This is a genomic window from Streptomyces sp. NPDC001594 (genome assembly GCF_042893675.1).
Taxonomy (GTDB): Bacteria; Actinomycetota; Actinomycetes; order Streptomycetales; family Streptomycetaceae; genus Streptomyces.
On sequence record NZ_JBIAVB010000020.1, the window covers coordinates 22,349 to 45,582 of the forward strand.

18 protein-coding genes are annotated in these 23,234 nt (G+C 73.6%); 5 read left to right on the top strand and 13 right to left on the bottom strand.

All coding sequences use genetic code 11. The features are described 5' to 3' along the window. Window positions 1-6: 6 nt before the first annotated feature. The 9 genes from ACFY0O_RS31890 to ACFY0O_RS31930 all read right to left on the bottom strand — a co-directional run bounded on the left by ACFY0O_RS31890 (window position 7) and on the right by ACFY0O_RS31930 (window position 11,458). Complete coding sequence (locus tag ACFY0O_RS31890) at window positions 7-1,911, bottom strand: TOMM precursor leader peptide-binding protein (RefSeq protein ID WP_388953147.1); 1,905 nt, start codon at window positions 1,909-1,911, stop codon at window positions 7-9. Then, entirely contained in the window at window positions 1,908-3,728 is a 1,821-nt protein-coding gene (locus ACFY0O_RS31895) for a hypothetical protein (protein ID WP_388953149.1), read from the bottom strand. The genes ACFY0O_RS31890 and ACFY0O_RS31895 overlap by 4 nt, the downstream gene beginning before the upstream one ends. After that, the gene (locus tag ACFY0O_RS31900; protein WP_388953153.1) at window positions 3,725-4,861 is read right to left on the bottom strand and encodes a lantibiotic dehydratase C-terminal domain-containing protein; all 1,137 of its coding nucleotides are present in this window, start codon (window positions 4,859-4,861) and stop codon (window positions 3,725-3,727) included. Before ACFY0O_RS31900 ends, ACFY0O_RS31895 begins: the two co-directional genes overlap by 4 nt. Window positions 4,862-4,899: 38 nt before the next feature. Beyond that, a complete protein-coding gene (locus ACFY0O_RS31905; RefSeq protein ID WP_388953156.1) occupies window positions 4,900-7,632 on the bottom strand; it encodes a lantibiotic dehydratase in 2,733 nt (910 codons plus the stop codon). An 88-nt stretch (window positions 7,633-7,720) separates the two neighbouring features. After that, complete coding sequence (locus ACFY0O_RS31910) at window positions 7,721-7,903, bottom strand: thiazolylpeptide-type bacteriocin (RefSeq protein WP_388953159.1); 183 nt, start codon at window positions 7,901-7,903, stop codon at window positions 7,721-7,723. A 61-nt stretch (window positions 7,904-7,964) separates the two neighbouring features. Beyond that, window positions 7,965-8,153 carry a thiazolylpeptide-type bacteriocin gene (locus tag ACFY0O_RS31915; protein ID WP_388953162.1) on the bottom strand — a complete coding sequence of 63 codons (189 nt, stop codon included), beginning with the start codon at window positions 8,151-8,153 and terminating at the stop codon, window positions 7,965-7,967. A gap of 395 nt (window positions 8,154-8,548) precedes the next feature. Then, window positions 8,549-8,902, bottom strand: a complete 354-nt coding sequence (locus ACFY0O_RS31920; RefSeq protein WP_388953164.1) for a zinc ribbon domain-containing protein YjdM — start codon at window positions 8,900-8,902, stop codon at window positions 8,549-8,551. Window positions 8,903-8,984: 82 nt separating this feature from the next. Continuing rightward, window positions 8,985-10,430, bottom strand: coding sequence for a glyceraldehyde-3-phosphate dehydrogenase (locus ACFY0O_RS31925; RefSeq protein ID WP_388953167.1), 1,446 nt, complete (start codon window positions 10,428-10,430; stop codon window positions 8,985-8,987). A 68-nt stretch (window positions 10,431-10,498) separates the two neighbouring features. Further along, a complete protein-coding gene (locus ACFY0O_RS31930; protein WP_388953170.1) occupies window positions 10,499-11,458 on the bottom strand; it encodes a LysR family transcriptional regulator in 960 nt (319 codons plus the stop codon). A gap of 143 nt (window positions 11,459-11,601) precedes the next feature. Here ACFY0O_RS31930 and ACFY0O_RS31935 point away from each other — a divergent pair, with 143 nt between their 5' ends. Both ACFY0O_RS31935 and ACFY0O_RS31940 read left to right on the top strand, forming a co-directional pair. Then, window positions 11,602-15,111 (top strand): M28 family peptidase, encoded by a 3,510-nt coding sequence (locus tag ACFY0O_RS31935; protein WP_388953172.1) that lies wholly within the window; start codon window positions 11,602-11,604, stop codon window positions 15,109-15,111. Between the two features lie 188 nt (window positions 15,112-15,299). Continuing rightward, window positions 15,300-15,755: a GNAT family N-acetyltransferase gene (locus ACFY0O_RS31940; RefSeq protein ID WP_388953175.1), complete on the top strand. Its 456-nt coding sequence runs from the start codon at window positions 15,300-15,302 to the stop codon at window positions 15,753-15,755. 10 nt (window positions 15,756-15,765) lie between these two features. Here the strand turns inward: ACFY0O_RS31940 and ACFY0O_RS31945 are convergent, their stop codons facing one another. The 3 genes from ACFY0O_RS31945 to ACFY0O_RS31955 all read right to left on the bottom strand — a co-directional run bounded on the left by ACFY0O_RS31945 (window position 15,766) and on the right by ACFY0O_RS31955 (window position 18,573). Continuing rightward, window positions 15,766-16,041 carry a hypothetical protein gene (locus ACFY0O_RS31945; protein ID WP_388953177.1) on the bottom strand — a complete coding sequence of 92 codons (276 nt, stop codon included), beginning with the start codon at window positions 16,039-16,041 and terminating at the stop codon, window positions 15,766-15,768. Window positions 16,042-16,080: 39 nt separating this feature from the next. Then, a complete protein-coding gene (locus ACFY0O_RS31950) occupies window positions 16,081-17,070 on the bottom strand; it encodes an alpha/beta fold hydrolase (protein ID WP_388953178.1) in 990 nt (329 codons plus the stop codon). A 66-nt stretch (window positions 17,071-17,136) separates the two neighbouring features. Next, window positions 17,137-18,573, bottom strand: coding sequence for a hypothetical protein (locus tag ACFY0O_RS31955; RefSeq protein ID WP_388953180.1), 1,437 nt, complete (start codon window positions 18,571-18,573; stop codon window positions 17,137-17,139). A gap of 116 nt (window positions 18,574-18,689) precedes the next feature. Here ACFY0O_RS31955 and ACFY0O_RS31960 point away from each other — a divergent pair, with 116 nt between their 5' ends. From ACFY0O_RS31960 to ACFY0O_RS31970, 3 genes are all read left to right on the top strand, one after another. Then, window positions 18,690-18,890: a hypothetical protein gene (locus ACFY0O_RS31960; protein WP_388953182.1), complete on the top strand. Its 201-nt coding sequence runs from the start codon at window positions 18,690-18,692 to the stop codon at window positions 18,888-18,890. A gap of 234 nt (window positions 18,891-19,124) precedes the next feature. After that, window positions 19,125-21,128, top strand: coding sequence for a discoidin domain-containing protein (locus ACFY0O_RS31965; RefSeq protein ID WP_388953415.1), 2,004 nt, complete (start codon window positions 19,125-19,127; stop codon window positions 21,126-21,128). Between the two features lie 62 nt (window positions 21,129-21,190). Beyond that, window positions 21,191-21,784, top strand: a complete 594-nt coding sequence (locus ACFY0O_RS31970) for a TetR/AcrR family transcriptional regulator (RefSeq protein ID WP_388953184.1) — start codon at window positions 21,191-21,193, stop codon at window positions 21,782-21,784. Between the two features lie 3 nt (window positions 21,785-21,787). Here the strand turns inward: ACFY0O_RS31970 and ACFY0O_RS31975 are convergent, their stop codons facing one another. Beyond that, the gene (locus ACFY0O_RS31975) at window positions 21,788-23,188 is read right to left on the bottom strand and encodes an NADP-dependent succinic semialdehyde dehydrogenase (protein ID WP_388953185.1); all 1,401 of its coding nucleotides are present in this window, start codon (window positions 23,186-23,188) and stop codon (window positions 21,788-21,790) included. Window positions 23,189-23,234: the final 46 nt, after the last annotated feature.

Genomic DNA, 23,234 nt, shown 5'->3' on the forward strand with positions numbered 1-23,234 from the left:
GGCGGATCAGGGAAAGGGGTGCGGGTGGAGGGCCAGTTCCTCGTGGCGCAGTGGCCGCGGGGCGCGGCCCAGCCGGTGGGGCACGTCGAGCAGCCGGGGCAGGCCGCGGGTGCGCCGGTTGACGTGCCCGAAGGTCATCGGCAGCGACCCGGGCACGACGACCTTCACGCAGTGCAGGCCGAGCCGGTCGCGCAGGCCCGGTTCGGTCTGGTCGACGGTGACCACCTCCAGGCCGGCGCCGGCCAGCCGGTCCACGGTGGCCGTGAGCAGGGCGGCGAGGTCGGCGACCGGTTCCGGCGCGCCCGGCCAGGCCTTCGCGACCGGTACGGCCGGGGTGTCGGCGAGGAGGAACTCCAGGCGGGGGCCCGCCTCGGGAAGGGCGTTGACCCCGACGTGGTCGTCCAGGCCGACCACCAGCTCCGGCCGGTCCAGCATGGGCCGCAGCCGCCGCGGGTCGCGTGCGCCGTCCTCGGCGAAGGAACGCCCCGGCGACTCCAGGACGTTGGTGACCACCTCCGCGACGGCGGAGCGGATCGCGGACCGCGGATCGTGGTGGGCGCCGGCCGCGAGGAACATCCGGGGCGCGTCGGGGTGGGTGCCCTCGTAGCGGCAGACGGCCACGACGGCCGGGATCCCGAAGTCGTTGGTCGCGTCGAGCAGCAGCAGCCGGTAGCCCGCGACGGCGGCCCGGTCCGCGAGGAGGGCGGTGTCCGGGTCGTCCGGGGGCGGTTCCACGCGGCGCAGCGGGGTGGCGGCGTACCAGGCCATCAGGAAGGCGTCGCGCTCCGCGACCTCGAACAGGCCGTAGAGCGCGGCCTCTTCGGGGCTGTTGCCGAGACCGCAGCCGTTGGAGGACTCGTACACCACGCGTGGCCGGCCGGGGCCGGGCACGTCCCAGTAGGCCACGTGCTCGGGTACGAGGAGCGGGCGGCGGCGGGTCAGCGACCATCCGCGTACCCAGTCCAGCTCCAGATCGGGGGTGTAGGGGACGGTGGGCGAGGCCGGGTGGCCGTGGTGGGCGGGGTCGGGCAGGCCGAGCCGCCCGGGGTCCAGGGCCCGGTCGGGGCCGAGTGCGGCGAAAGGGGCGCGCAGGTCGGTGCGGCGGCCGGTGGGGCGCATGCCGGCGTACCGTTCTACGGCCTCGAAGAGGGCGACGCGCTCGCTGGTCGCGAAGTCGCCGGCCCGGCCGTACCCGCCGTCTTCGACGAGGCGGCCGTCGCTGACGAACGCGCTGGTGAGGGAGAAGGCGGAGTCCTCGGAGCGAACGAGGCGGCGCACCGGCCCGAACCGCTCGTCGTGCAGTTCCCGCCGCAGCAGCTCGGGTCCGGCGGTGCGGGGGTTGGCGGCGCGCAGCACGGAGGGGTCGGGCAGCGGGCGGGGTGCGGCGGGCAGCGGGTCCGGGGCGGTCGCGGAGTCGGCGGGCAGCGGGTGGCAGACGGCGCAGCCGCCGAGGGGGCGGACGCGGTGGGTGGACCAGGTGGCGCGGCCCTGGTGGACGACGTGCACGACGGCCGCCCCGTCCTCCCGGCCGGGCTCCTCCCCGTCCAGCAGGTCCTGGACCAGGGCGCCGAGGGCGGCGGACAGGGCCGGGGAGGGCACGCCGGCCAGCGCGAGCCCCGGGCTCCGCCAGGGCACGCGGCCGCCGGCGGTGGCCAGCCGCTGGTACTCGGTGCAGCACAGGCAGGCCGCCGCCCCCGGGGCCAGCACGGGCCCGACGACGGCGAGCGGCCCGTCGAAGCGGACGGGTACCAGTACGACGGGCTGCCCGAGCCCATGCCGGCTCACCTCCTCGGCGAGCCCCAGCGTCCACCGCTCCAGCAACACCACCGCCGCCCCGGCGGTGGCGACGAGCGCGGCTTCGGCCCCGAGGACCGGCACCGGGAGGGGGCCCAGGAGAGCGGGGGCGGTCATCGGGGCTCCTCGGGACCGGAGTCGAGCACGGCGAAACCGAACGCCCGCAGGCGGGCGGTCAGTTCACGGGAGCCGGGGATCCCGGCGGGACCGGACGCACCGGCGGGGCCGGGCACTCCCAGGGCGCCGGGCATCCCGGGAGCGTCGGGCGACCCGGACGCCCCCACTGGGCCGGGGGGATCGACCGTGTCGGCGGCTCCGGGGTCTCGGGCACCGCGGAAGGAGGCCCCGGTGAGCCGGTGCAGGGCGGCCTGGAGCCGCTCCTCGCGCGCGGCCACGTCCGCCATCCAGCCGTTGGTCCAGCCCGTGTCCTCCCAGGCGGCGATCCGCGCACCGGCAACGGCCAGGGGCGCGACGGCCCCGCCCGAGGGCGGCACGCGCGGTGCGCCCGAGCCGCCGGGATCGGCCGTTGCCGTTGCGGCGGCGGAGAGGGCCGCGAAGGCCACCGCGTCGCCCGGGGTTGCCTCGACCGCTTGCCCGATTAGCGCCTCGGCCGGGCGGGGTGTGGACGGGAGGGGGCCGTGGATCAGCGCGTGGTAGACCTCCTCGGCCGGGGCGGCCCGGACCAGCTCCAGGCGGGCGGGTACGCCGAGGCGGGCGGTCAGGGTGGTCCACCAGTGGCGGGCCTGCGGGTGCGCCGACCACGCCTCCTCGGGCACCACGGCCCCTCCGGTCCTGCGGGCCGCAGCCGCCCGCAGAGCCCTTCCCCGGGCGTGCCCGGGGTTGGCCCCGACGGTGAACTCCCCTTCACCCAAGGCGAGTTCCGCGAGCCGGCAGAACAGCTCCAGACGGGCCAGGTCCAACCGGGGCCCCCCGCCCGTCAGCCGCCCCCGGGGCACAGCGCAGGCGGCCAGCGGGACGGGCAGTTGCCCCAGCTCGGCCGGCTCCGGCCCCGGCAGGGCACCGCAGCGCCCGTCGCCGAGGGCGTCCAGCCGCCGCAGCGCCTCGCGCAGGGTCCGGGCGGGCGCCAGGCCGGTGCGCCGGTCGGGGTCGAGACGTTCGGGGCCGAGCCAGGTGCGGTAGTCGGCGCGCAGCGGCCGGGCGTCGGCGAGGAGCACGGCGGGCAGCCCGGCCAGCAGCCGCTCGTCCCCGCCCTCGGCCGCCGGATCGGCCAGCCCGGCGGCCGCGCACAGCAGCCGGTGCGCGGCGGCGCCGGCCAGCAGCGGCGGGAACGCGGCGGGCCCGGCCTCCCCGGCCGGCCCGAGCCGTGCCTCCAGGGCCCGCGCGTCGGCCCGGGCCTGGGCCGGGCTGCCGGGGGCGGTGGCGTAGCCGCCCGCGCCGCACCGCCCGGCCGCGACCGCCCGGTGCGGGCCGGCGCCGTGGACCCGGAGCAGGACCCGGTCCCCGGGGAGGTCCGGGTCGGCGGTGTACGCGACGGGCAGGCCTCCGTCGGCCAGCGCCCGCCCGGCGGCGCGGGCCAGCGGCGCGTCCGGATCGCCGGCCAGCACCTCCGCGCGGGCCGCGGCGAGTGCGGCGGCCGGGGCGGCGGGCCGGCCGGTGCCCTCGGCGAGCCACTGCCCGACGGGGCCGGGGGCGGCGTCCCCCGTGGTCAGCAGGCCGTGCTCCGTCAGCTGCCCCAGCAGGGTGTCCAGTGCCCGGCGCAGCGCCGACCCGGGCTCGATGCCGTCGAGGAGCGCTTCGAGCCCGCCCTCCCGCAGCGGTCCCTCCAGCAGCTTCCACAGGGCGGGCAGCGCGTCGCTCCCCTCCAGGGTGACGCTGCCGCCGCGGCCCCTCAGGTGCAGGCCGGCCCGCAGCGGGGTCACGGCCACCCCGGGGCGCAGCCTCCGTACGGCCGGGGGGCGTGCGACGGTGGTCATGCCCGGCCCTCCACCGCGTCGACGGCCTCGGCGATCTCCTGGCGCCAGTCGCTGCCGGTCAGCGCGGGGACGGCGCGGACGACCAGGTGCGCCGCCAGGTACCGCTCCAGCGGGCGGACGTCGCAGACGGCGAGGAGCCGGTACAGGGCGTTGGTGCAGGCCCGGTACACCAGGTAGTCGGGGCTGGTGAACATCGCGCCCTCCGGGTCGGAGCGGCTCAGCAGGCGGTGGAACTCGCTGTAGCGGGTGCGCAGTTCCCGGTTCCAGCGCTGCGCCGCCGCCGGGTCGCCGGTGGCGAGGGCGCGGGCCCCGTACGCGGACGGGGCGCCGTGCAGGTCCGCGCCGGCGTCGTAGCGGCCGCGCGCCGTCCGCCAGGCGCCCGCGCAGTACTGCGCCCACGCGCGCTCCCAGCCTTGCGCGCCGCCTCCGGCGATCCGTCCGACGAGGGCGGTCACCGCCTCCGCGGTGCGCTCGCCGTGCTGTTCGAAGCGCTCGCGCAGCCGTCCGTCGGGGTCCTCGTGGACGAGGAAGTCCTCCAGGTGGGAGACGTAGGACCAGTGGCCGCCGGCGAGGCCGCCGGGGTGGGCGCCCGCGTGGGCGGCGAGGGCGGTCACCGCGAGGCGGATCCGGGCCCGCGAGCCGTCGCCGTGGTCGCCGAGGAAGCCGGCGCCGGCCCGCAGCGCGCCCAGTCCGGCCCGGAGCAGGTCCTCGCGGAGGGCGGCGCCGTCGTCGCCGAGGAGGCCGCGTACGGACGAGCGGTCGGCGGGCTCGGTCCGGACCGTGTTGTCGGGCTCGATCGGCCCGTAGGGCGGGGGCACGAGCTCGGCGCGCCCGGCCTCGGCGGCCCGCTCCAGGAGCTGCGCCTCGGTGAGGTCGGCGTGCGAGGGGTGCTCGCGGAGCCAGGCGCGGAGCGCGGCCGCGGCGGACCCCGCCTCCCGGGCCACCTGCGGGGCGGGGCCCTGGAGCCGCAGCCTCAGGTGGGGGCCGTGCAGCCAGTGCCGTTCCACGTGGGCGGCCAGTCCGTGCGCCGCGGCCGACTCGGCGAGGGGCAGCAGTGCCCCGCGCAGCAGGGGGGCCTTGTCGGGGTGGTGGTAGTAGGCCACCACGTCGAGGGCGTGGTCGTGGGGAGGCATCCGCTCCGTGGTCCCTTCCGTCGTCGTCCGGTACCGGTTCATCGCCCGACCGCCCCGGCCGTCCCGGCCGCCTCGTCCACCCCGACCGCGCCGTCCCGGCCGGTCCGGTAGACCTCCAGGACGAGTTCGACCGCGCGGGCCGGGGCGTCCAGGCCGCCGGGGGCGGGCAGGGCCTCTTCGAGGACGGCTCCGCCGCCGTGGCGGGAGAGCCATTTGGGCAGGCAGCGCAGGTGCAGGGCGTTGCCGAGGTCCACGAGGTGCGGCTTGGGGCGGCTGAGCCCGGTCAGGAAGTCCTCGGCGGCGCGGCCGGTGGGGGCGGCGCCGGCGGGGTGCAGGAAGAGCTGCTCGGGGAGGTCCAGGGCCGCGCGCCAGCGTGCGGCGGCCTGGGCCGGGACGGGGCCGCCGGCGGTGAGGTCGGCGCGCAGCCGCTCGACGGTGGCGGGCGGCAGCAGCCAGCGCCGGCGGCGGAGCACCACGTCGCGGTGGCGCAGCCGGGGGACGTGGGTGACGGGGCCGCCGCCCGGGGCGGTGAGGGCGCCCCGGGGGAGGAGCGGGCGGAAGTCGACCAGGCCGTGGGGTTGGTCGGCGAGGTGGGCGCCGAGGCGGCGCGGCAGCAGGACCGGGGAGAGGAAGCCGGGGTAGAGCACGTCGAGGAGTTCGCCGGTGCCGCGCAGCCGGACCCGTACCTGGTCCGCGCCCTCGTCGTGGACGAGTTCCAGGTCGGCTTCGCCGAGGGAGGACCAGCGGCGGTCGGGGCCGATCTCGTCCGGGACGAGGAGGGGGTGCAGGTTGGCGTTGAACCCGCCGACGGGCCGGATCTGGGCGGCGCGGGCGCCGGGGCCGAGGGCGCGGCGGATCTGCCGGGACACCGCGGTCCGGGCGGCCGGGTCCAGGGCGTCCAGGAAGCGGCTGGTGAAGCGGCCCCAGCCGCCGTAGACCTGGTTGACGCACAGCAGGCCGCGGCGGGGGTCGCGCTGGAGGAAGTACGCGTAGCTGAGGGGGCGGGCGAGGGCCCAGCCGGGCAGCCGGTCGCCGAGGCCCTTGAGGAGGTCCGGGGGCAGGAGGACCTCGGGGGCGGTGGCGGGGTCTCCCCGCAGGGCGTCCCGGACGGCGGCGACGGCCTCGGCGCGCAGTTCCGCGAGTGCGCCGGTGCCGCTGGGGAGGGGGTCGCGGGGGTCGAGGGCGGTGAGCCGTCCGGCGTCCTCCCAGGCTTCGGCGATCTCGGCGCCGAACTCCCACGGGTGCGGGCAGCGGCCGCCGGGGCCGTAGCGTGCGACGAAGCGGTCGCGGACGATGCGGCGCAGCGGGTGGCCGAGGTCGAAGAGTTCCGCGAGGGCGGTGGCCTCGCCGAGCGCCTCGTGGTCCGCGGGGGCGAGGAAGCCGTCGAGGTCGAGCGGGCGAGGGGCGACGACGTCCTCGGAGACCGGGCTGAGCGGGGCGGACAAGGCCGGGACGGGTCGTCCCGCCGCGGCCAGGGCCCGCGTCCAGCGGTGGGACAGGTCGGCCAGGAGGGCGGGGCGTGCGGCGGGCGGGGCGGCGGCGAAGTCGGCGGTGGTCCGGGCGAGCCCGTCCAGGCGCAGGGCGTGGGCGGCGTCCTCGGCGGCCCCTTCGGCGGTGGGCGCGTCGAGGGAGCGCAGCCAGCCGGCGATGCGGCCCAGCGGGTCGGGGTCCTGCGGGGGGACGGGGTCGGCCGGTACGAGCAGGCCCGCCTCGGTGAGCCGGCCGAGGAAGCCGGCCGCGGCGGCCGGTCCGTCGGCGCCGCCCGCTGCGGTCACGGCGGCGGCCAGCAGGGCGGTCAGCTCGTCGAGGGGCAGGGGGTGTTCCGCGCGTTCGGTGACGAGGGCCAGCGGGCCGGTGGCGGGCAGCCGTGCCTCGTCCTGCGCGGCCACCAGGTAGCGGCCCCCGGCGAAGGCGGTGCGGTCGCGGGAGTACGCCGTCCGTCCGTCGGTGGTGCGGGCGGTGCTGGTGATGCGGTGGGGCAGGGCGGCCCGGCGGTGCGGGGCGTCCAGCAGGGCGAGGGTGAGGGCGGTGGTCAGGGTTCGGCTGGGCTGCACGACCGCGCGCAGGGGGGCTTCGAACAGGGGCGCCCGGCCCCAGGAGGGGACGGCGGGGCCCGGGACGGCGGGCAGGGGTCCCCACCCGACCGCCGTGAACCAGGACAGCGGGCTGGTTTTGGTGCTGGCCCGCAGGGCGTACCGCAGGACGGCGGGCTCCTCCTTGCGGGCCCTGCGGTCCTGGGCGCCGGTGCCGGCCCGTTCCACGGCGCGCAGCAGGTCGGCGCTGGTGAGGGCGACGGCCTTGGCGAGGGCCGGTTCGCGGCACAGGGCGGCCAGGGCGCCGCGTTCGGCGGTCAGGGCCGCCTCGGAGGCGGGGGCGAGTGCGGCGAGGAGGGCGGCGCGGCGGGTGCGCAGGCCGAGCCACGCGTCGAGTCGGGGCACCCGCCGGGGGAGGTCGCCGAGGCGCTCCAGCAGGGCGGGGCGGGGTTCGCGTCCGTTGTGCAGGGCCCGGCGCAGCGGGAGGACCACGTCGCGGTGGAACTCGTCGGGGTGGCCGCCGCGGCTGTCGTGGAGGGCGTCGCACAGGGGCGCGGCGCTCTCCAGCAGTTGCCGGTCGAGGCGGCCGAGGCGGTCGAGGAGGGTGCGGAAGCCGGCGGCTTCGGGGGTCTGGGCGGGGTGGGTCAGCACGGTGGCGCGGACCAACGCGTAGGGCGCGGACCACACCCGGTGGGCGTAGGCCCCGGCCTCGGCCGGCGTGCGGTGCGGCTGCTGCATGCGGGTCCCCGTCCTGTGGGTGGTGGCGCGGGCTTCCCGCCGCACTCGGGGTGCGGCGGGAAGCGGGTGTGCGTCGCGGGATGGCGGGTTACACGGGGGTCGGGTGGGTCGGCTGCGCGCAGGACGAGGAGCCCTGGCAGGAGCAGGAGCCCCAGGAGGCTCCGCCCTCGGGCAGCGCGACCGTGTCCCGCATGGCGGTGACGGTCAGGTCGCCGAGGTCCAGGTCGAGGTCCTGGAGGTCGAGGTCGGGGGTGTGGTTGCCGGGGGTCATGGATGACTCCTCTGGTGGAAGGCCGGTGGTCCGGGTGCCCGAGGGGTGCGCGGCGCCCCGGTCAGTCGGTGAGCGAGTCCATGACCGGCGGCTTGTTGCACGAGGAGGAGGCCTGGCAGGAGCAGGAGCCCCAGGAGGCGCCGCCCTCGGGCAGCGCGACCGTGTCCCGCATGGCGGTGACGGTCAGGTCGCCGAGGTCCAGGTCGAGGTCCTCGAAGCCGAACTCGGGGGTGCGTGCGGTGTCGGACATGCGTGTCTCCCTCAGGTGGAGCGATAGCCGAATGTGCACTGAGCGGAATCCCGCGGGCAGGCGAAAGGAGGCGGCCCGCGGAAGGGAATGCCGGATGTGCTCGGATGTCGGCCCGGCCGGATATCGATCCTGCCCGGCTCTTTCTGTCGGCCGATCCGGAACTCAGGATCACCCGGCCGCTCGCAGGACCGCTAGAGCCGAGATCCAGCCGTGCTTCCGAACCCGCACGGTCCTTGGCTCGTTTGCGCGCACCTCAGCGCCCCGCGAAGGCCCGTTCGCGGAATTCAGGCCACTCCGGCCTGAAATCCCCCCGTGGAAACGGCCCCGGACGCGACGACGCCCCCGTCCACCGGGGGGTGGACGGGGGCGGAAGTCGGTGGAATGTCAGTCGGAAATCAGCCTTTCCGCACCACGCTCGACTTGAGCTGCATCGATCCGAAGCCGTCGATCTTGCAGTCGATGTCGTGGCCGTCGACCCCGTCGACGAGGCGGATGTTGCGGACCTTGGTCCCGGCCTTGATGCCGGTGGGGTGCCCCTTGACCTTGAGGCCCTTGACGACGGTCACGGAGTCGCCGTCGGCGAGCACGTTGCCCACGGCGTCCTTGATCACCCGCTCCCCGGGGACGTCCGCGCTCTGGGCGGCGGGGGTCCACTCGTGGCCGCACTCGGGGCAGACGAGCAGGGCGCCCATCTCGTAGGCGTACGCGCCGGAGCATTCGGGACAGGGGGGAGGTGCGGTGTCGTTCACCCCGCCAGTCTAGGGAACGCGGCGGTGCCCCGCCGACGGCTGTCGACGGGGCACCGGAGCACGCTCTGCCTGGTGGGGCCGGTCAGGCGACCGGGACCGGGTAGGTCGGGTACTCGACGCCGGACACGTGCTGGACCACACGGATGACCTGGCAGGAGTAGCCGAACTCGTTGTCGTACCAGAGGTAGAGGATCGCGTTGTCGCCGTCGACCTTGGTGGCGCCGGCGTCCACGATCGAGGAGTGGCGCGAGCCGACGAAGTCCATGGAGACGGCGTCGGGGGCGGTGGTGAAGTCGATCTGGCGCTTCAGCGGCGAGTGCAGGGAGACGCCGCGGAGGTATTCGAGGACCTCGTCGCGGGTGGTCTCGCGGCCCAGGCGCAGGCTGAGGATGGCGATCGAGACGTCCGGGACGGGGACGCGGATCGAGCTGCCGGTGATCGGCGCCTTGAGGTCGGGCAGGGCCTTCGCGACGGCGGAGGCGGCGCCGGTCTCGGTGATGACCATGTTGAGCGGCGCGGAGCGGCCGCGGCGGTCGGCCTTGTGGTAGTTGTCCAGGAGGTTCTGGTCGTTGGTGAACGAGTGGACCGTCTCCACGTGGCCGCGCAGCACGCCGTACTCGTCGTCCATGGCCTTGAGCGGCGGGACGATGGCGTTGGTGGTGCAGGAGGCGCAGGACAGGATCCGCTCGTCCGGCTTGATCGTGTCGTGGTTGACGCCGTGCACGATGTTCGGGACGTCGCCCTTGCCCGGGGCGGTCAGGACGACCTTGTCGACACCGGGGCGCAGGTGCTTGGAGAGGCCCTCGCGGTCGCGCCACTTGCCGGTGTTGTCGATGAGGATGGCGTCCTTGATGCCGTACGCCGTGTAGTCGACCTCGGAGGGGTCGTTCGCGTAGATCACGCGGATCGCGTTGCCGTTGGCGACGATCGTGCTGTTCGCCTCGTCGACGGTGATCGTGCCCTGGAACTGGCCGTGGATCGAGTCGCGGCGCAGCAGGGAGGCGCGCTTGACCAGGTCGGCCTCGCCGCCCCCGCGGACGACGATGGCGCGCAGGCGCAGACCGTTGCCGGAGCCGGCCTTCTCGATGAGCAGGCGGGCGACGAGGCGGCCGATGCGGCCGAAGCCGTAGAGGACGACGTCGCGGCCGGAGGAACGCTCCAGCTTGTTCTCACCGGTGGCGCCGGAAAGGGCCTCGGCGGTGAAATCGGCCACGGACAGTCCGCGGTCGTCGCTGTTGTAGTTCGCGGCGAGCATGCCGATGTCGATCTGCGACGGACCGAGATCAAGGGCGGCCAGGGCCTGCAGGAACGGCATGGTCTCGGTGACCGAGAGCTCCTCGCCGTCGATCTGCCGGGCGAACCGGTGGGTCTTGAGGATGCTGACCACCGACTTGTTCACCAGGGAGCGGCTGTGCAGCAGGATCGTTACATCCCGCTCGCGGTGCAGCTTCCCGATGATCGGGATCATCGACTCCGCGATCTCCTCGCGGGTCTTCCAGTTGCTGAACGAGTCCTCGTTGACAGTCACAGAGTTATCTTTCGAGCTAGGCGGCGCTCATATGGTAACCCGACTGGAATCCGACCCCTCGGCAGGGGTCAGCCGAGGCTCGGGTGGGCTTCCGGGTGGGCGTCCCACCATGTCCGGTGGAAGGCGTTGTTGTCCACGTTCGCCAGGTACGCCTCGACCGCCGCGCGGTGGAGCAGCTCGCCCTGGCGGGCGGAGACCGAGGCCCGGTTCCAGGCCAGCCGGATCCGGCCGGTGACGGGGGTCCCGGCCAGGGGCCGCATGACCGTGCCCGGTACGGCCGGGGCGGTGGGCTGGCTCAGCGAGACCGCCCGGCCCGCCGCGATCAGGTCGTGCTGCATCTTCCGGTCGGTGATCCGGTAGCGCAGCGAGGGGGCGAACCCCGCCCTGGCGCAGGCCTCGACCAGGGCCTCGGGGCCGCCGTCGTCGTCCGGGACGAGGGTCATCCACTGCTCGCCGGCCAGGTCGGCCAGGTCCAGCCGGCTGCGGGAGGCCAGCGGGTGCCGTTCGGACATCCGGATGCAGAACGGCTCCCTGGGCACGACGGTGCGCGCCTGGACGCCGCCCGGCAGCGGGACCTCGTAGTCGTTGACCTCGCCGTAGACGATGGCGTCGTACCGGCCGGCGCCGAGCATCCGGACCAGGGTCGTCACCGAGTTCTCCAGGTCCACGGCCACCTCCCGGCCGGACGGAGCCAGGTCGGTGCGCGCGAGCAGCCCGTCCAGCAGGACCAGCAGGATGCAGCCGAGCCGCAGCGGCACGTCCGCCGACAGGGCCCGCGCCTCGGCGCCCAGGGCGTCCATCTCGCCTAGCACCCGGCGGGCCTTGGCGAGGACGAAGTGACCCAGCGGGGTGGGCTCCACCCCGCTGCGGCAGCGCACGAACAGCTCGCCGCCCGTGACCCGCTCGATCCTGCGCAGCTGGGCGGAGAGCGCCGGCTGGGAGACCCCGAGCCGGCGCGCCGCCGCGCCCAGACTGCCTGCTTCCGCTATCCGGCAGACGGCTTGCAGGTGCCTCAACTCCAGCTGCATCCCGGCAGCTTACGAATCGTGACCGCGCGGCACCATAACCCGCGCCTTATCCCCGCAGGGATGTCCCAATCTCGCCATGTCCACGCCCATACTCGGCGACGGCGTACAGCCAGACACCCCCCACACACGATCGGAGTGGACTCGTGCAGCCCACCAGATGGACGGCGTCCGTGGCGGCCTTCGCGCTGACCGCGAGCCTCGCCGGCGCTCTGGCCGGCACCGCGTCGGCCGCGCAGCAACCGGATCCCGTACCACCCCGGCCCTCCCGGGCCGACCGGGCGGTGGCCGCCGCGGACGCGGCCGTCCGCAGCGGCCTGGACAGCCTGGTCAACCAGCCGCAGCAGCAGTACGACCGCCGCCTGGTCACCCCCTGGGTGCAGGACCTGTTCTCCGTCGCGTACGAGCGCAGCTACCGCGGCCTGCCGGTCGTCGGCGGCGACGCGGTCGTCCTCGCGGACGGCGAGGGCAAGGTCCGCGCCCTCCAGTCGGCCTCCTCGACCGTGATCGACGTGTCGGTCACCCCGACCGTCACCGCCAAGGCGGCCGAGTCCTCCTCGCGGGCCGAGCTGGCGAAGGTCGACAAGGTCGAGAGCAGCCGCCTGGTCGTCCGGCTCAAGGACGACAAGCCGGTGCTGGCCTGGGAGACGGTCCTGACCGGCTCGACGAAGACGGCCCCCAGCCGGATGCACGTCTACGTGGACGCCCGGACCGGCAAGGTCGTCGACCGCTGGGACGAGGTCGTCGCGGGCACCGGCAACAGCAAGTGGAACGGTCCGAACCCCCTGACGATCGACACCACCGCCTCCGGCGGCACGTACTCCCTGCGCGACCCGAACCGCCCGGGTCTGAGCTGCCAGGACTACAGCACCGGCACGGTCTTCTCGAAGTCCTCGGACTCCTGGGGCACCGGCAACCCGACCTCCAAGGAGACCGGGTGCACGGACCTGATGTTCGCCGCGCAGAAGCAGTGGGACATGCTCCGCCAGTGGCTCGGCCGCAGCGGCGTGGACGGCAACGGGCGCAGCTTCCCCGGCAAGGTCGGGCTGAACGACCTCAACGCGTACTGGGACGGCAGCTCCGTCACCATCGGCCACAACAGCGCCAACGAGTGGATCGCCGGCATCGACGTGGTGGGCCACGAGTACGGGCACGCCATCGACACCAACACCCCCGGCGGCACCAGCGGCCAGGAGTCCGGGCTCGGCGAGGGCACCGGCGACATCTTCGGCGCCCTGACCGAGGCCTACGCCAACGAGCCCGCCCCGTACGACACTCCCGACTACACCGTCGGCGAGATGATCAACCTCCAGGGCCGGGGCCCGATCCGCAACATGTACAACCCCTCGGCCGTCAACAACGACCCCTCCTGCTACAGCTCCTCTATACCGAGCACCGAGGTGCACGCGGCCGCGGGACCGCTGAACCACTGGTTCTACCTGCTCGCCGAGGGCAGCAACCCCGGCGGCGGCAAGCCGAGCAGCAGCACCTGCAACCAGTCCACGGTGACCGGCGTGGGCGTCCAGAACGCCGGCAAGATCTTCTACGGCGGCATGCTGCTCAAGACCAGCAGCATGTCGTACAAGAAGTACCGGACGGCGACGCTGAGTTCCGCCAAGTCCCTGGACAGCAGCTGCGACCTGTTCAACAAGACCAAGGCCGCCTGGGACGCCATCAGCGTGCCCGCCCAGTCCGGCGACCCCACCTGCTCCCCCAGCGGACAGGGTGACTTCTCGCTCACCCTCAACCCGGCCTCGGGCAGCGTGCAGCAGGGCGCCTCGGTGACCACCACCGTCGCCACCAGCACCACCACCGGCCAGGCCCAGCAGGTCACCCTCTCCGCGAGCGGCCTGCCTGCCGGGGTCACCGCCTCCTTCAACCCGGCCACCGTGCAGTCCGGCCAGTCCTCCACCCTGACCCTGACCGCGAGCTCCACCACGGCCCCCGGGCCGTCCACGGTCACCGTCAAGGGCCAGGGCGCCACCCTCGCCCACACCGCCGACTACGCCCTGACCGTCGGCGGCGGCCAGCCCGACCCCACCACCCCGCCGGACATCGGCGCGGCCAACGTCCAGGCCCACCTGAACCAGCTGGGCACCATCGCCTCGCAGAACGGCGGCAACCGCCGCGCCGGCAGCGGCGGCCACACCCAGTCCCTCGCCTACATCAAGGGCAAGCTCCAGGCCGCCGGCTACAACGTCACCGAGCAGTCCTGCACCTCCTGCACCTACCCCTCGAACAACCTGATCGCCGACTGGCCGGGCGGCCCCGACGACCAGACCGTGATGTTCGGCGCCCACCTCGACAGCGTCTCCGCCGGCCCGGGCATCAACGACAACGGCTCAGGCTCGGCCACCCTGCTGGAGAACGCCCTGGTCCTGGCCCAGAAGAACCCCACCATGACCAAGCACGTCCGCTTCGCCTGGTGGACCGACGAGGAACAGGGCCTCAACGGCTCGAAGTTCTACGTGAACCAGCTGAGCAGCGCCCAGCGCTCCGCCATCAAGGGCTACTACAACTTCGACATGGTCGGCTCGCCCAACGGCGGCTACTTCATCAACAACCTGAACTCCACCACGGCCGCGCCCCTGAAGGCGTACTGGACCTCACTGAACCTCGCCCCCGAGGAGAACACCGAGGGCCAGGGCCGCAGTGACGACTACTCCTTCCAGCAGGCCGGCATCCCCACCTCCGGCTACGCGGCCGGCGCCAGCGCCCGCAAGACCTCGGCGCAGGCCTCCAAGTGGGGCGGGACCGCGAACGCGGCGTACGACTCCTGCTACCACAGCGCCTGCGACACCCCGAGCAACATCAGCGCCACGGTCCTGGACCGCAGCGCCGACGGGGTCGCCTACGCCATCTGGAAGCAGGCCGTCGGCAGCGGCACCCCCGCCGCCGACTTCTCCCTCGCCACCTCCCCCGCCGCCGGCACCGCCGCCCCGGGCGGCAGCGCCACCTCGACGGTGAACACCACCACCGTCAGCGGCAGCCCCCAGAACGTCGCCCTGACGGTCTCGGGCGCCCCGGCCGGCGTCACCGCCGCCGTCAGCCCGGCCTCCGTGCAGTCCGGCCAGTCCGCCACCCTCACCGTCCAGGTCGCCGCGGGCACCGCCCCCGGCACGTACACCCTGACCGTGACCGGTACCGGAACCGCCACCCACAGCACCACCTACACCCTGACCGTCAGCGGGGGCGGCGGCAGCTGCACCCCGGCCCAGGTCGTCGCCAACGGCGGCTTCGAGAACGGCGCGAGCCCCTGGAGCACCACCTCCGGGGTCATCACCAACCAGGCCGGGGAGACCCCGCACGCCGGCGCCTACATGGCGTGGCTGAACGGCTGGGGTTCCCCGCGCACCGACAGCGCCTCCCAGTCGCTGACCCTCCCGGCCGGCTGCTCCTCGGCCCGCCTCGCCTTCTACCTGCACATCGACACCGACGAGACCGAGCCCACCGTCTACGACACGTTCACCGTCTCGGTGGGCGGCCAGACCCTGGAGACCCTGTCCAACGTGGACGCGGGCTCCGGCTACGTGCTCAAGAGCTACGACGTCTCCCAGTTCGCCGGGCAGACCGTCACCCTCGGATTCCAGGGTGTGGAGGACCAGTCCCTCCAGACCTCCTTCGTGGTCGACGACGTCACCCTCCAGGTGAGCTGACCGACCCCGCGGCACCCCCAGGGGCCCGGTCCGGCGCCGCGCCGGACCGGGCTCCGCCGTGTCCACCCCTGTCCACGGCGTAGCGAAGCACGCCCGGCTTTGGACACCGCGGCGCATCCCGGGCCGGGGCGCTCCGGCAGGATCGGTTCCCCGTACACCCACCCCGGGAGACACAGGAGACACCGCACATGTCCGACATCTTGGTCCGCGCCGCCCAGCCCGCTGACTTCAGCCAGTGGCGCGCCCTCTACCGGGGCTACGCCGACTTCTACGGGGTGGAGCAGACCGAGGAGGCCGCCGCGACGGTGTGGGCCTGGATCAACGACCCCGCGCACGAGACGGACGCCCTGGTCGCCGAGGACGCCGACGGCCGACTGTTGGGCCTCGCGCACTACCGCCCGTTCGCCCGCCCGCTGTCCGCGACGACCGGCTGCTTCCTGGACGACCTGTTCGTGGCCCCCGAACACCGCGGCTGCGGCGCCGCCGACCTGCTGCTCGGTGCGCTGCGCGGGCTCGCGGCGGAGCGCGGCTGGAGCGTCGTGCGGTGGATCACCGCCGACGACAACCACCGGGCCCGGTCCAAGTACGACCAGGTCGCCACCCGCACCATGTGGGTCACCTACGACATGGCCCCCGGCCGCTGACCGTCCCCCCTCATCCCCCGTCGGCGGCGTCCGCGCAGGCGGGGCAGACCCGGTCCGCGTACGCCTCGGGGTACCAGGACGAGCCGGGGTGCTCGGAGGGCCGCCAGGAGGCCGTCTCCATGGCGAAGGTGTCCTTGCCGCAGAGGGTCCTGGGTCCCCGCACGTCGTGCCGGCCCGGGGCGGTGGGCGCCGCGTGCACCCGCAGCACGTCCCCGGGCGCGGGCTCCCCGGCGGGGTGCGCCGCGCCGGGCCGGCCGTACTCGTACACCACGACGGTCTCGCTCATACCTCCGACGATAGGCGGCAGCCGACCGCGCGGCACTCGTCAGCGGCAGGCCCCGGCCGCCAGCTCCAGCTCGTCCGCCCACACGGCCGCGTCCCGGGGGCCGGCGTGCGGGGCGGCCAGCGAGCGGACGCGGAAGCGGTTGCCCGGGGTCGCCGCGTCCGCCTCGCGGATCATCAGGTCCTGGAGCGGGAGCGGGAGCGCGCGGTCCTCGGTGAACCGCAGGAACGTGCGCGGCACCCTCCCCCACGTCTCCCGGAGCCCCCGGGCGTCGGCGGTCGCGATCGCCGCCGACTCGTCGGGCTCCAGGGTGGCGAGCAGCGCCCGTACCGCGTCGTCGGGCCGGTCGGCGGCGAACGCCTCCTTGGCCGCCGCGAAGAAGGCGGGGTCGGCGGAGCGCCAGTTGAACCGGTGGACGCCGAGTCCGGGCGGGGTCCGGACCGCCTCCAGCCGTGACAGGGCGCTGGTGGAGGCCTCGGGGGCGGCCATCAGCCGCGCGGCGGAGGCGTGCCCGGTGGGACAGAACGCGGAGGCGTACACCAGGTGGGAGAGCAGCTCGGGGACCCGGTTGGCGACCGCGTTCAGGGTCACCCCGCCCATGCTCCGGCCGACCAGCACCACGGCGCCGAGGCGGGCCGCCCGCCGGACGACGCCCACGACGTGCTCGGCGAAGTCGTCCAGCGTCACCTTGCCCAGGGGCGAGGGCTCGCCGCGCAGGGCCGCCGGGTCCTGCGGGGCCTGGTAGGAGAGCGGGCAGTGGGCGCCGGGCCCGTGCCCCGGCAGGTCGACGGCGACCGCCCGGTGCCCGCGCAGGGCCAGCTCGGCGAGGACGGGCGCCCACCCGTAGGAATTGCCCCACGCCCCGTGCACGAGCACGAACACGGGCGCCATACACCGCCGCTCGTCGGCCCGCGCGACCGCTCCGCCGCCCCCGACGGCGGCCACGGCCCCGACCCCGGCGACGGCGGCCGCCTTCAGCACCCCGCGCCGGGAGCGCGCCCCGGATTCCCTGCTGTCATTCGATTCGCTCATGCGGCGACTTTAGGAGCACCCCCGGGAAAGCCCGCCGCATTCCGGCCACGCCAGCGCCGCACCGCGTCAGCCGGAACGGCCCGAATCGGTCGGCTTGGGCTCCGCACCGCCGGCAGGACTCTTGTCCTCGGCCTCCTTCAGGAGCTGCGCGTAGGTCTTCTGCGTCATCGACCCTTTCACTTTCTCCAGCCCGTACCGCTCATTGGCCTTGTCGCTCGCGACAAGCTTTTCGACATGGAATGGCGGCTTCTCGCCGGGCGCTGTCACAGCCACGGCCAGGTACGGGTATTTATCCTGATACACCCACCACAGGGTCACCCGCGGCCGCCCCCGGGTCTCGTTGAGAAGCTCGTTGCTGTTCGAAAGGTCGGCCTGATACCTGAAGTAGTAGGCCGGCGGACCCGGGGGGTCTTCCGACTTTCCCAGCTTCTTGAGGGTTCCACGCCCGGCCTTGGAGAGTTCATAACTGGGATTGATGGTCGTCTTGTCCTTTCTGACCATATACAGCTCGACCTTGGCCTCGACGGACTTGAATCTGTCAGGCTGCGGGATCTCGACGTACTCGTCCTCCGAAAATTCCTGGCCCGGGCTCAGCGACATTCCCGGGGGCTGGATGAACTCGCCACTGTCGATCAGCCGGAACGTCGCCTGAGGCTGCCCGGGCCCGGCGTTGACCGGGGTCATGCCGTTGATCCAGTAGATGGAGCCGAGTACATAGACGGGGATCTGGCCCGAGTTCACCACGTGCAGGCGAACCGTCATGACCATCTTGTTCCGCCGGCCGTCCCATGACGCCGTCCCGAGTTGGGCGGATGCCTGCACCAGCGGATATGTGACGGAGGGGAGATAGATCAGCGTATACGCCATGTTGGCAACAGCCAGGAGGACGGGGACAACCGCTCCGGCCACGATGCGCACGGGGTACCGGATCCCCTTCCACGGCCGGCTCCGGAAAAGGATCCACAGAGCCCATATACACCAGGCCACGAGCACGACCCGGATCCTCAGATAGGGCGTGTACCCCCGGGAGCTCATGTGCATGAGAAGCAGCAGCACGTTGACCATCAGGGCGATCAGGACCCCGATGAAGACGACCATCCCGGAGTAACCCTTCCTGCGCTTACGCCAGTAGTCGAAGGTCGCCGCCGCAGCGGCAATCACCGCCACCGCGGCTCCGAGGAAGATCATCCCCGTGATACGTCCGGCGTAGGTCAGCGCATGGAAGGAGTCCACCCTGCCGATCAGGACGAGTTCCCACGCCGTAGCCAGGAGTCCTGCCGCCATCAGGATGCCGACGGTTCGTCTTCGCCAGTTGCATCCCGGCCAGACGGTACAGTCGCCGCCGATCCATTGGATGCCCTCAAACGCCACACCGGCATGACGCAGAATTTTCTGCAGGTCCCCGGCGGAACATGCCTGGCCCACGAGCTTTCCGTCGACCGTGACCTTCCGCAATCCAGAACCATCCGGTCGCCCCACGACGACCGCGGGTGCGTTCGCCATGACACCAGTCTGCCGCCGCAGCCAGGTGAACGCCCCCCGAGCGCCACGGCATGCGACGCGACACGGGGCGCGGGATGCTGAGCGTGACCCATAGCTCGCGTCAGGAGGTACTTCCCATGCGTACGCGACTTCTCGGATTCGCCACGGCCGCGATAGTGGCCGCCCTCGGGATCGTGGGCCCCGTCGCGCAGACCACGGCCGCGCCCCGGGTCGACGGGGACACATGCGTGCAAAGCGGCGGCGCGGTGCAGTACGACTCGGTAGCCGGCCAGTGGAAGTGCATCGGCGGCTCGCACGCCGACGAACCGATCAACTGACACACCCGACGCCCCATCAGGTCAAGCGTCCCGGACTCTTGACTCCTTACGCGCCAGTAGCGATTCTCATGCCCACCATTGTGCCGGGCATGACAAACCATGCCTCGGTCCGACCGCGCTCTCCGCCGACCGAAGGCATGAGTGATCACCTTGACCCCTCACCCTCCGCCGCGCCCGCGCCGCCGCCGCGGGCGTCCCTTCGCACTGCTCTCGCTCCTCCTCGCCGTGATCGCCATGGCGCTCGCCCCCTCCCCCAGCTCCGCCGCCGACTCCGCGGCCGACCCGGGCTGGTGGAACCCGACCGCCCGGCCGCAGCCGGACTCCGGCGTCGACGTGACCGGTGAACCCTTCAAGGGGACCGACGCCGACGGCAAGGTCCGCGGCTTCGTCGACGCCCACGACCACCTGATGTCCAACGAGGGCTTCGGCGGCCGGCTCATCTGCGGCAAGCCCTTCTCCGAACTGGGCGTCGCCGACGCCCTCAAGGACTGCCCCGAGCACTACCCCGACGGCACCCTCGCCGTGTTCGACTTCATCACCAAGGGCGGCGACGGCAAGCACGACCCGGTCGGCTGGCCCACCTTCAAGGACTGGCCCGCCCACGACTCGCTGACCCACCAGCAGAACTACTACGCCTGGGTCGAGCGGGCCTGGCGCGGCGGCCAGCGGGTCCTCGTCAACGACCTCGTCACCAACGGGGTCATCTGCTCGGTCTACTTCTTCAAGGACCGCGGCTGCGACGAGATGACCGCCATCCGCCTTGAGGCCCAGAAGACCTACGACATGCAGGCGTTCGTCGACAAGATGTACGGCGGCCCCGGAAAGGGCTGGTTCCGGATCGTCACCAGCTCCGACCAGGCCCGCGAGGTGATCAAGCAGGGCAAGCTGGCCGTCGTGATGGGCGTGGAGACCTCCGAGCCCTTCGGCTGCAAGCAGGTCCTCGACGTCGCGCAGTGCTCCAAGGAGGACATCGACCGCGGCCTGGACGAGCTGTACAGGCTGGGCGTGCGCAGCATGTTCCTGTGCCACAAGTTCGACAACGCCCTGTGCGGGGTGCGCTTCGACGAGGGCGCCCTCGGCACGGCGATCAACGTCGGCCAGTTCCTGTCGACCGGAACCTTCTGGCAGACCGAGCAGTGCACGGGCCCGCAGAAGGACAACCCGATCGGCCTCGCGCCCGCTCCGGGCGCGCAGAAGGAGCTCCCGGCGGGCGTGACGGTGCCCTCGTACGCCGCCGGCGCCCAGTGCAACACCCGCGGACTCACCGCGCTCGGCGAGTACGCCGTGCGCGGCATGATGAAGCGGAAGATGATGCTCGAGGTCGACCACATGAGCGTCAAGGCCGCGGGCCGGGCCTTCGACATACTGGAGTCCGAGTCCTACCCCGGCGTGATCTCCTCGCACAGCTGGATGGACCTCGGCTGGACCGAACGCCTCTACAAGCTGGGCGGTTTCGCCGCCCAGTACATGAACGGCTCGGAGGGCTTCAGCGCGGAGGCCAAGCGCACGGACGCGCTCCGCGAGAAGTACCACGTCGGCTACGGCTACGGCACCGACATGAACGGCGTCGGCGGCTGGCCCGGCCCGCGCGGCGCGAACACCCCCAACCCGGTGAAGTACCCCTTCCGCAGCACCGACGGCGGCTCGGTCATCGACCGGCAGACCGCCGGGCAGCGTACCTGGGACCTCAACACCGACGGGGCCGCCCACTACGGGCTGGTCCCCGACTGGATCGAGGACATCCGGCTGGTCGGCGGCCAGGACGTGGTGGACGACCTGTTCAAGGGCGCCGAGTCCTACCTCACCACCTGGGGCGCCTCCGAGAAGCACCAGGGCAGCGTCAACCTCGCCACCGGCGCGTCCGCCTCCGCGTCCACCTCGCAGTGGTGGAACCCCTTCGTGGACTACTCCCCCGCCCGGGCCGTGGACGGCGACTCCGGCACCCGCTGGGCCAGCGAGTGGAACGACGACCAGTGGCTGCGCGTCGACCTCGGCTCCGCGCACCGCGTCGGCCGGGTCACCCTCGACTGGGAGCAGGCGTACGGCAAGGCGTACCGGATCGAGACGTCCACGGACGGCTCGAACTGGCAGACGGTCTGGTCGACGACCGACGGCGACGGCGGCCTGGACACCGCCCGCTTCGACGGGGTGACGGCCCGCTACCTCAGGATCCAGGGGGTCCGGCGCGCCACCCAGTGGGGCTACTCCCTGCACGAGGTGGGCGTCTTCAGCAGCTGAGGCGGCGGGGGCCGGCCGGACCGGCCGGCCCCCGCTCCGGCCTCGTCAACGAGAGGGGTGCCATGGCCCGGATGCCGTCGGCGGAGCGGCGGACCCAGCTGACCGAGGCTGCGATCCGCGCGATGACCCGCGACGGCGTCGCCCGCACCACGACCCGGTCGATCGCCGCCGAGGCCGGGGTGTCGCTCAGCGTCTTCCACTACTGCTTCGACTCCAAGCAGGCCCTGCTCGAAGCCGTCATCGAGGCGATCACCGCCCACTCCCTCACCGTGGTCCGGGAGGCCATCCGCCCGAAGCCCACCCTGCGCGAGACGATCCGGGCGGGCTTCCAGGCGTACTGGGACCACGTGTGCGCCCAGCCCGGCGAGCACATGCTGACCTACGAGCTCACCCAGTACGCCCTGCGCCGGCCGGGGTTCGAGCACCTGGCGCGCCGCCAGTACGCGCTGTACCGCGACACGTACGCCGAGCTCATCCGGCAGCTGGGCCGCGACACCGGTGCCGTGCCCCGGGTCCCGGTCGGCGTACTGGCCGGCTACCTGGCCGCGATGACGGACGGGCTGACCCTCGGCCTGCTGGTCCTCGGCGACGAGAAGGGTGCCGCCGAGATCCTCGACGTGATCACCGACCATGTCGAGGGCCTCATGGACGCCTGACGCTCAGGCGGGGTCCGCCGCCTGCCAGACGGTGGTGATGTTGCAGAACTCGCGGATGCCGTGCCCGGACAGCTCCCGCCCGTAGCCCGAGCGCTTGACGCCGCCGAAGGGCAGGGCGGGGTGGGAGGCCGTCATCCCGTTGACGAAGATCCCGCCGGCCTCCAGCTCGCGGACGAAGCGGTCCAGGTCGGCGTCGTCCCGGGTCCAGACGTTCGAACTCAACCCGAACGGCGTGTGGTTGGCCCGCTCCACGGCCTCGTCGAGGCTGCCCACCCGGTACAGGGTGGCGACCGGCCCGAAGGTCTCCTCCAGGTCGATCCGCATCGCCGGCGTGACGTCGGCCAGCACGGTGGGCTCGTAGAACCAGCCGTCGGGGTGTCCGGACGGGCGCCGGCCGCCGCACAGGACCGTGGCCCCCTGCCGGACGGCGTCGTCGACCAGTTCCTCCACGTCGGCGCGGCCGCTCTCGGTGGCCAGCGGGCCGACGTCGGTGGACTCCCGCATCGGGTCGCCGACGGTCAGGGCCGCCATGCCCTCGGTGAAGAGGCGGGCGAACTCCTCGTAGACGTCGGTGTGGACGATGAACCGCTTGGCGGCGATGCAGGACTGGCCGTTGTTCTGCACCCGCGCGGTGACGGCGGTCTTCGCGGCGCGGGCGACGTCGGCGGAAGGCATCACGATGTACGGGTCGCTGCCGCCGAGCTCCAGGACGGTCTTCTTCACCTCGTCCCCGGCGACCGAGGCCACCGCCCGGCCGGCCGGCTCGCTGCCGGTCAGGGTGGCGGCGGCCACCCGGGGGTCGCGCAGGATGCCCTCGACCGGGCCCGAGCCGATCAGCAGGGTCTGGAAGCAGCCCCGCGGGAAGCCGGCCCGCTCGAAGAGGTCGCCCAGGTAGAGGGCCGTCTGGGGGACGTTGGAGGAGTGCTTCAGCAGGCCCACGTTCCCGGCCATGAGCGCGGGCGCCGCGAACCGCACGACCTGCCAGAGCGGGAAGTTCCACGGCATGACGGCGAGGACCACCCCGAGGGGCCGGTAGCGCACCCGCACGGCCGAGGCGCCCGCGTCGCGGACGTCGGAGTCGGCGGGGTGCTCGTCCGCGAGGAGGCCCTCGGCGTGGGCGGCGTACCAGCGCATGGCCTTGACGCACTTGGCCGCCTCCGCGCGGGCGGCGGCCAGCGGCTTGCCCATCTCGATGGTCATGGTGCGGGCGATGTCCTCGCCCTCGGCCTCAAGGAGGTCCGCCGCGCGGTTCAGCAGCGCGGAGCGCTCGGCGAAGGTGGTGCGCCGGTAGCTGACGGCCGTGCGCGCGGCTTCGTCCAGGCAGCGCTCGATGCCGTCGGCGTCGAGCGCGTCGAAGGTGCGCAGGGTCCGGCCTGTCGTGGGGTTGACGGTGGCGATGGGCATGGTCCGACCTTCCTGGGAGGGAGCCGCCCCACCGACCCTGCCCGTC

Excerpts from the sequence above, each read along its gene's own strand:
- ACFY0O_RS31890 (WP_388953147.1), bottom strand. The coding sequence starts at position 1,911 with ATGACCGCCCCCGCTCTCCTGGGCCCCCTCCCGGTGCCGGTCCTCGGG.
- ACFY0O_RS31895 (WP_388953149.1), bottom strand. The coding sequence starts at position 3,728 with ATGACCACCGTCGCACGCCCCCCGGCCGTACGGAGGCTGCGCCCCGGG.
- ACFY0O_RS31900 (WP_388953153.1), bottom strand. The coding sequence starts at position 4,861 with ATGCCTCCCCACGACCACGCCCTCGACGTGGTGGCCTACTACCACCAC.
- ACFY0O_RS31905 (WP_388953156.1), bottom strand. The coding sequence starts at position 7,632 with ATGCAGCAGCCGCACCGCACGCCGGCCGAGGCCGGGGCCTACGCCCAC.
- ACFY0O_RS31910 (WP_388953159.1), bottom strand. The coding sequence starts at position 7,903 with ATGACCCCCGGCAACCACACCCCCGACCTCGACCTCCAGGACCTCGAC.
- ACFY0O_RS31915 (WP_388953162.1), bottom strand. The coding sequence starts at position 8,153 with ATGTCCGACACCGCACGCACCCCCGAGTTCGGCTTCGAGGACCTCGAC.
- ACFY0O_RS31930 (WP_388953170.1), bottom strand. The coding sequence starts at position 11,458 with ATGCAGCTGGAGTTGAGGCACCTGCAAGCCGTCTGCCGGATAGCGGAA.
- ACFY0O_RS31940 (WP_388953175.1), top strand. The coding sequence starts at position 15,300 with ATGTCCGACATCTTGGTCCGCGCCGCCCAGCCCGCTGACTTCAGCCAG.
- ACFY0O_RS31945 (WP_388953177.1), bottom strand. The coding sequence starts at position 16,041 with ATGAGCGAGACCGTCGTGGTGTACGAGTACGGCCGGCCCGGCGCGGCG.
- ACFY0O_RS31950 (WP_388953178.1), bottom strand. The coding sequence starts at position 17,070 with ATGAGCGAATCGAATGACAGCAGGGAATCCGGGGCGCGCTCCCGGCGC.
- ACFY0O_RS31955 (WP_388953180.1), bottom strand. The coding sequence starts at position 18,573 with ATGGCGAACGCACCCGCGGTCGTCGTGGGGCGACCGGATGGTTCTGGA.
- ACFY0O_RS31960 (WP_388953182.1), top strand. The coding sequence starts at position 18,690 with ATGCGTACGCGACTTCTCGGATTCGCCACGGCCGCGATAGTGGCCGCC.
- ACFY0O_RS31965 (WP_388953415.1), top strand. The coding sequence starts at position 19,125 with ATGGCGCTCGCCCCCTCCCCCAGCTCCGCCGCCGACTCCGCGGCCGAC.
- ACFY0O_RS31970 (WP_388953184.1), top strand. The coding sequence starts at position 21,191 with ATGGCCCGGATGCCGTCGGCGGAGCGGCGGACCCAGCTGACCGAGGCT.
- ACFY0O_RS31975 (WP_388953185.1), bottom strand. The coding sequence starts at position 23,188 with ATGCCCATCGCCACCGTCAACCCCACGACAGGCCGGACCCTGCGCACC.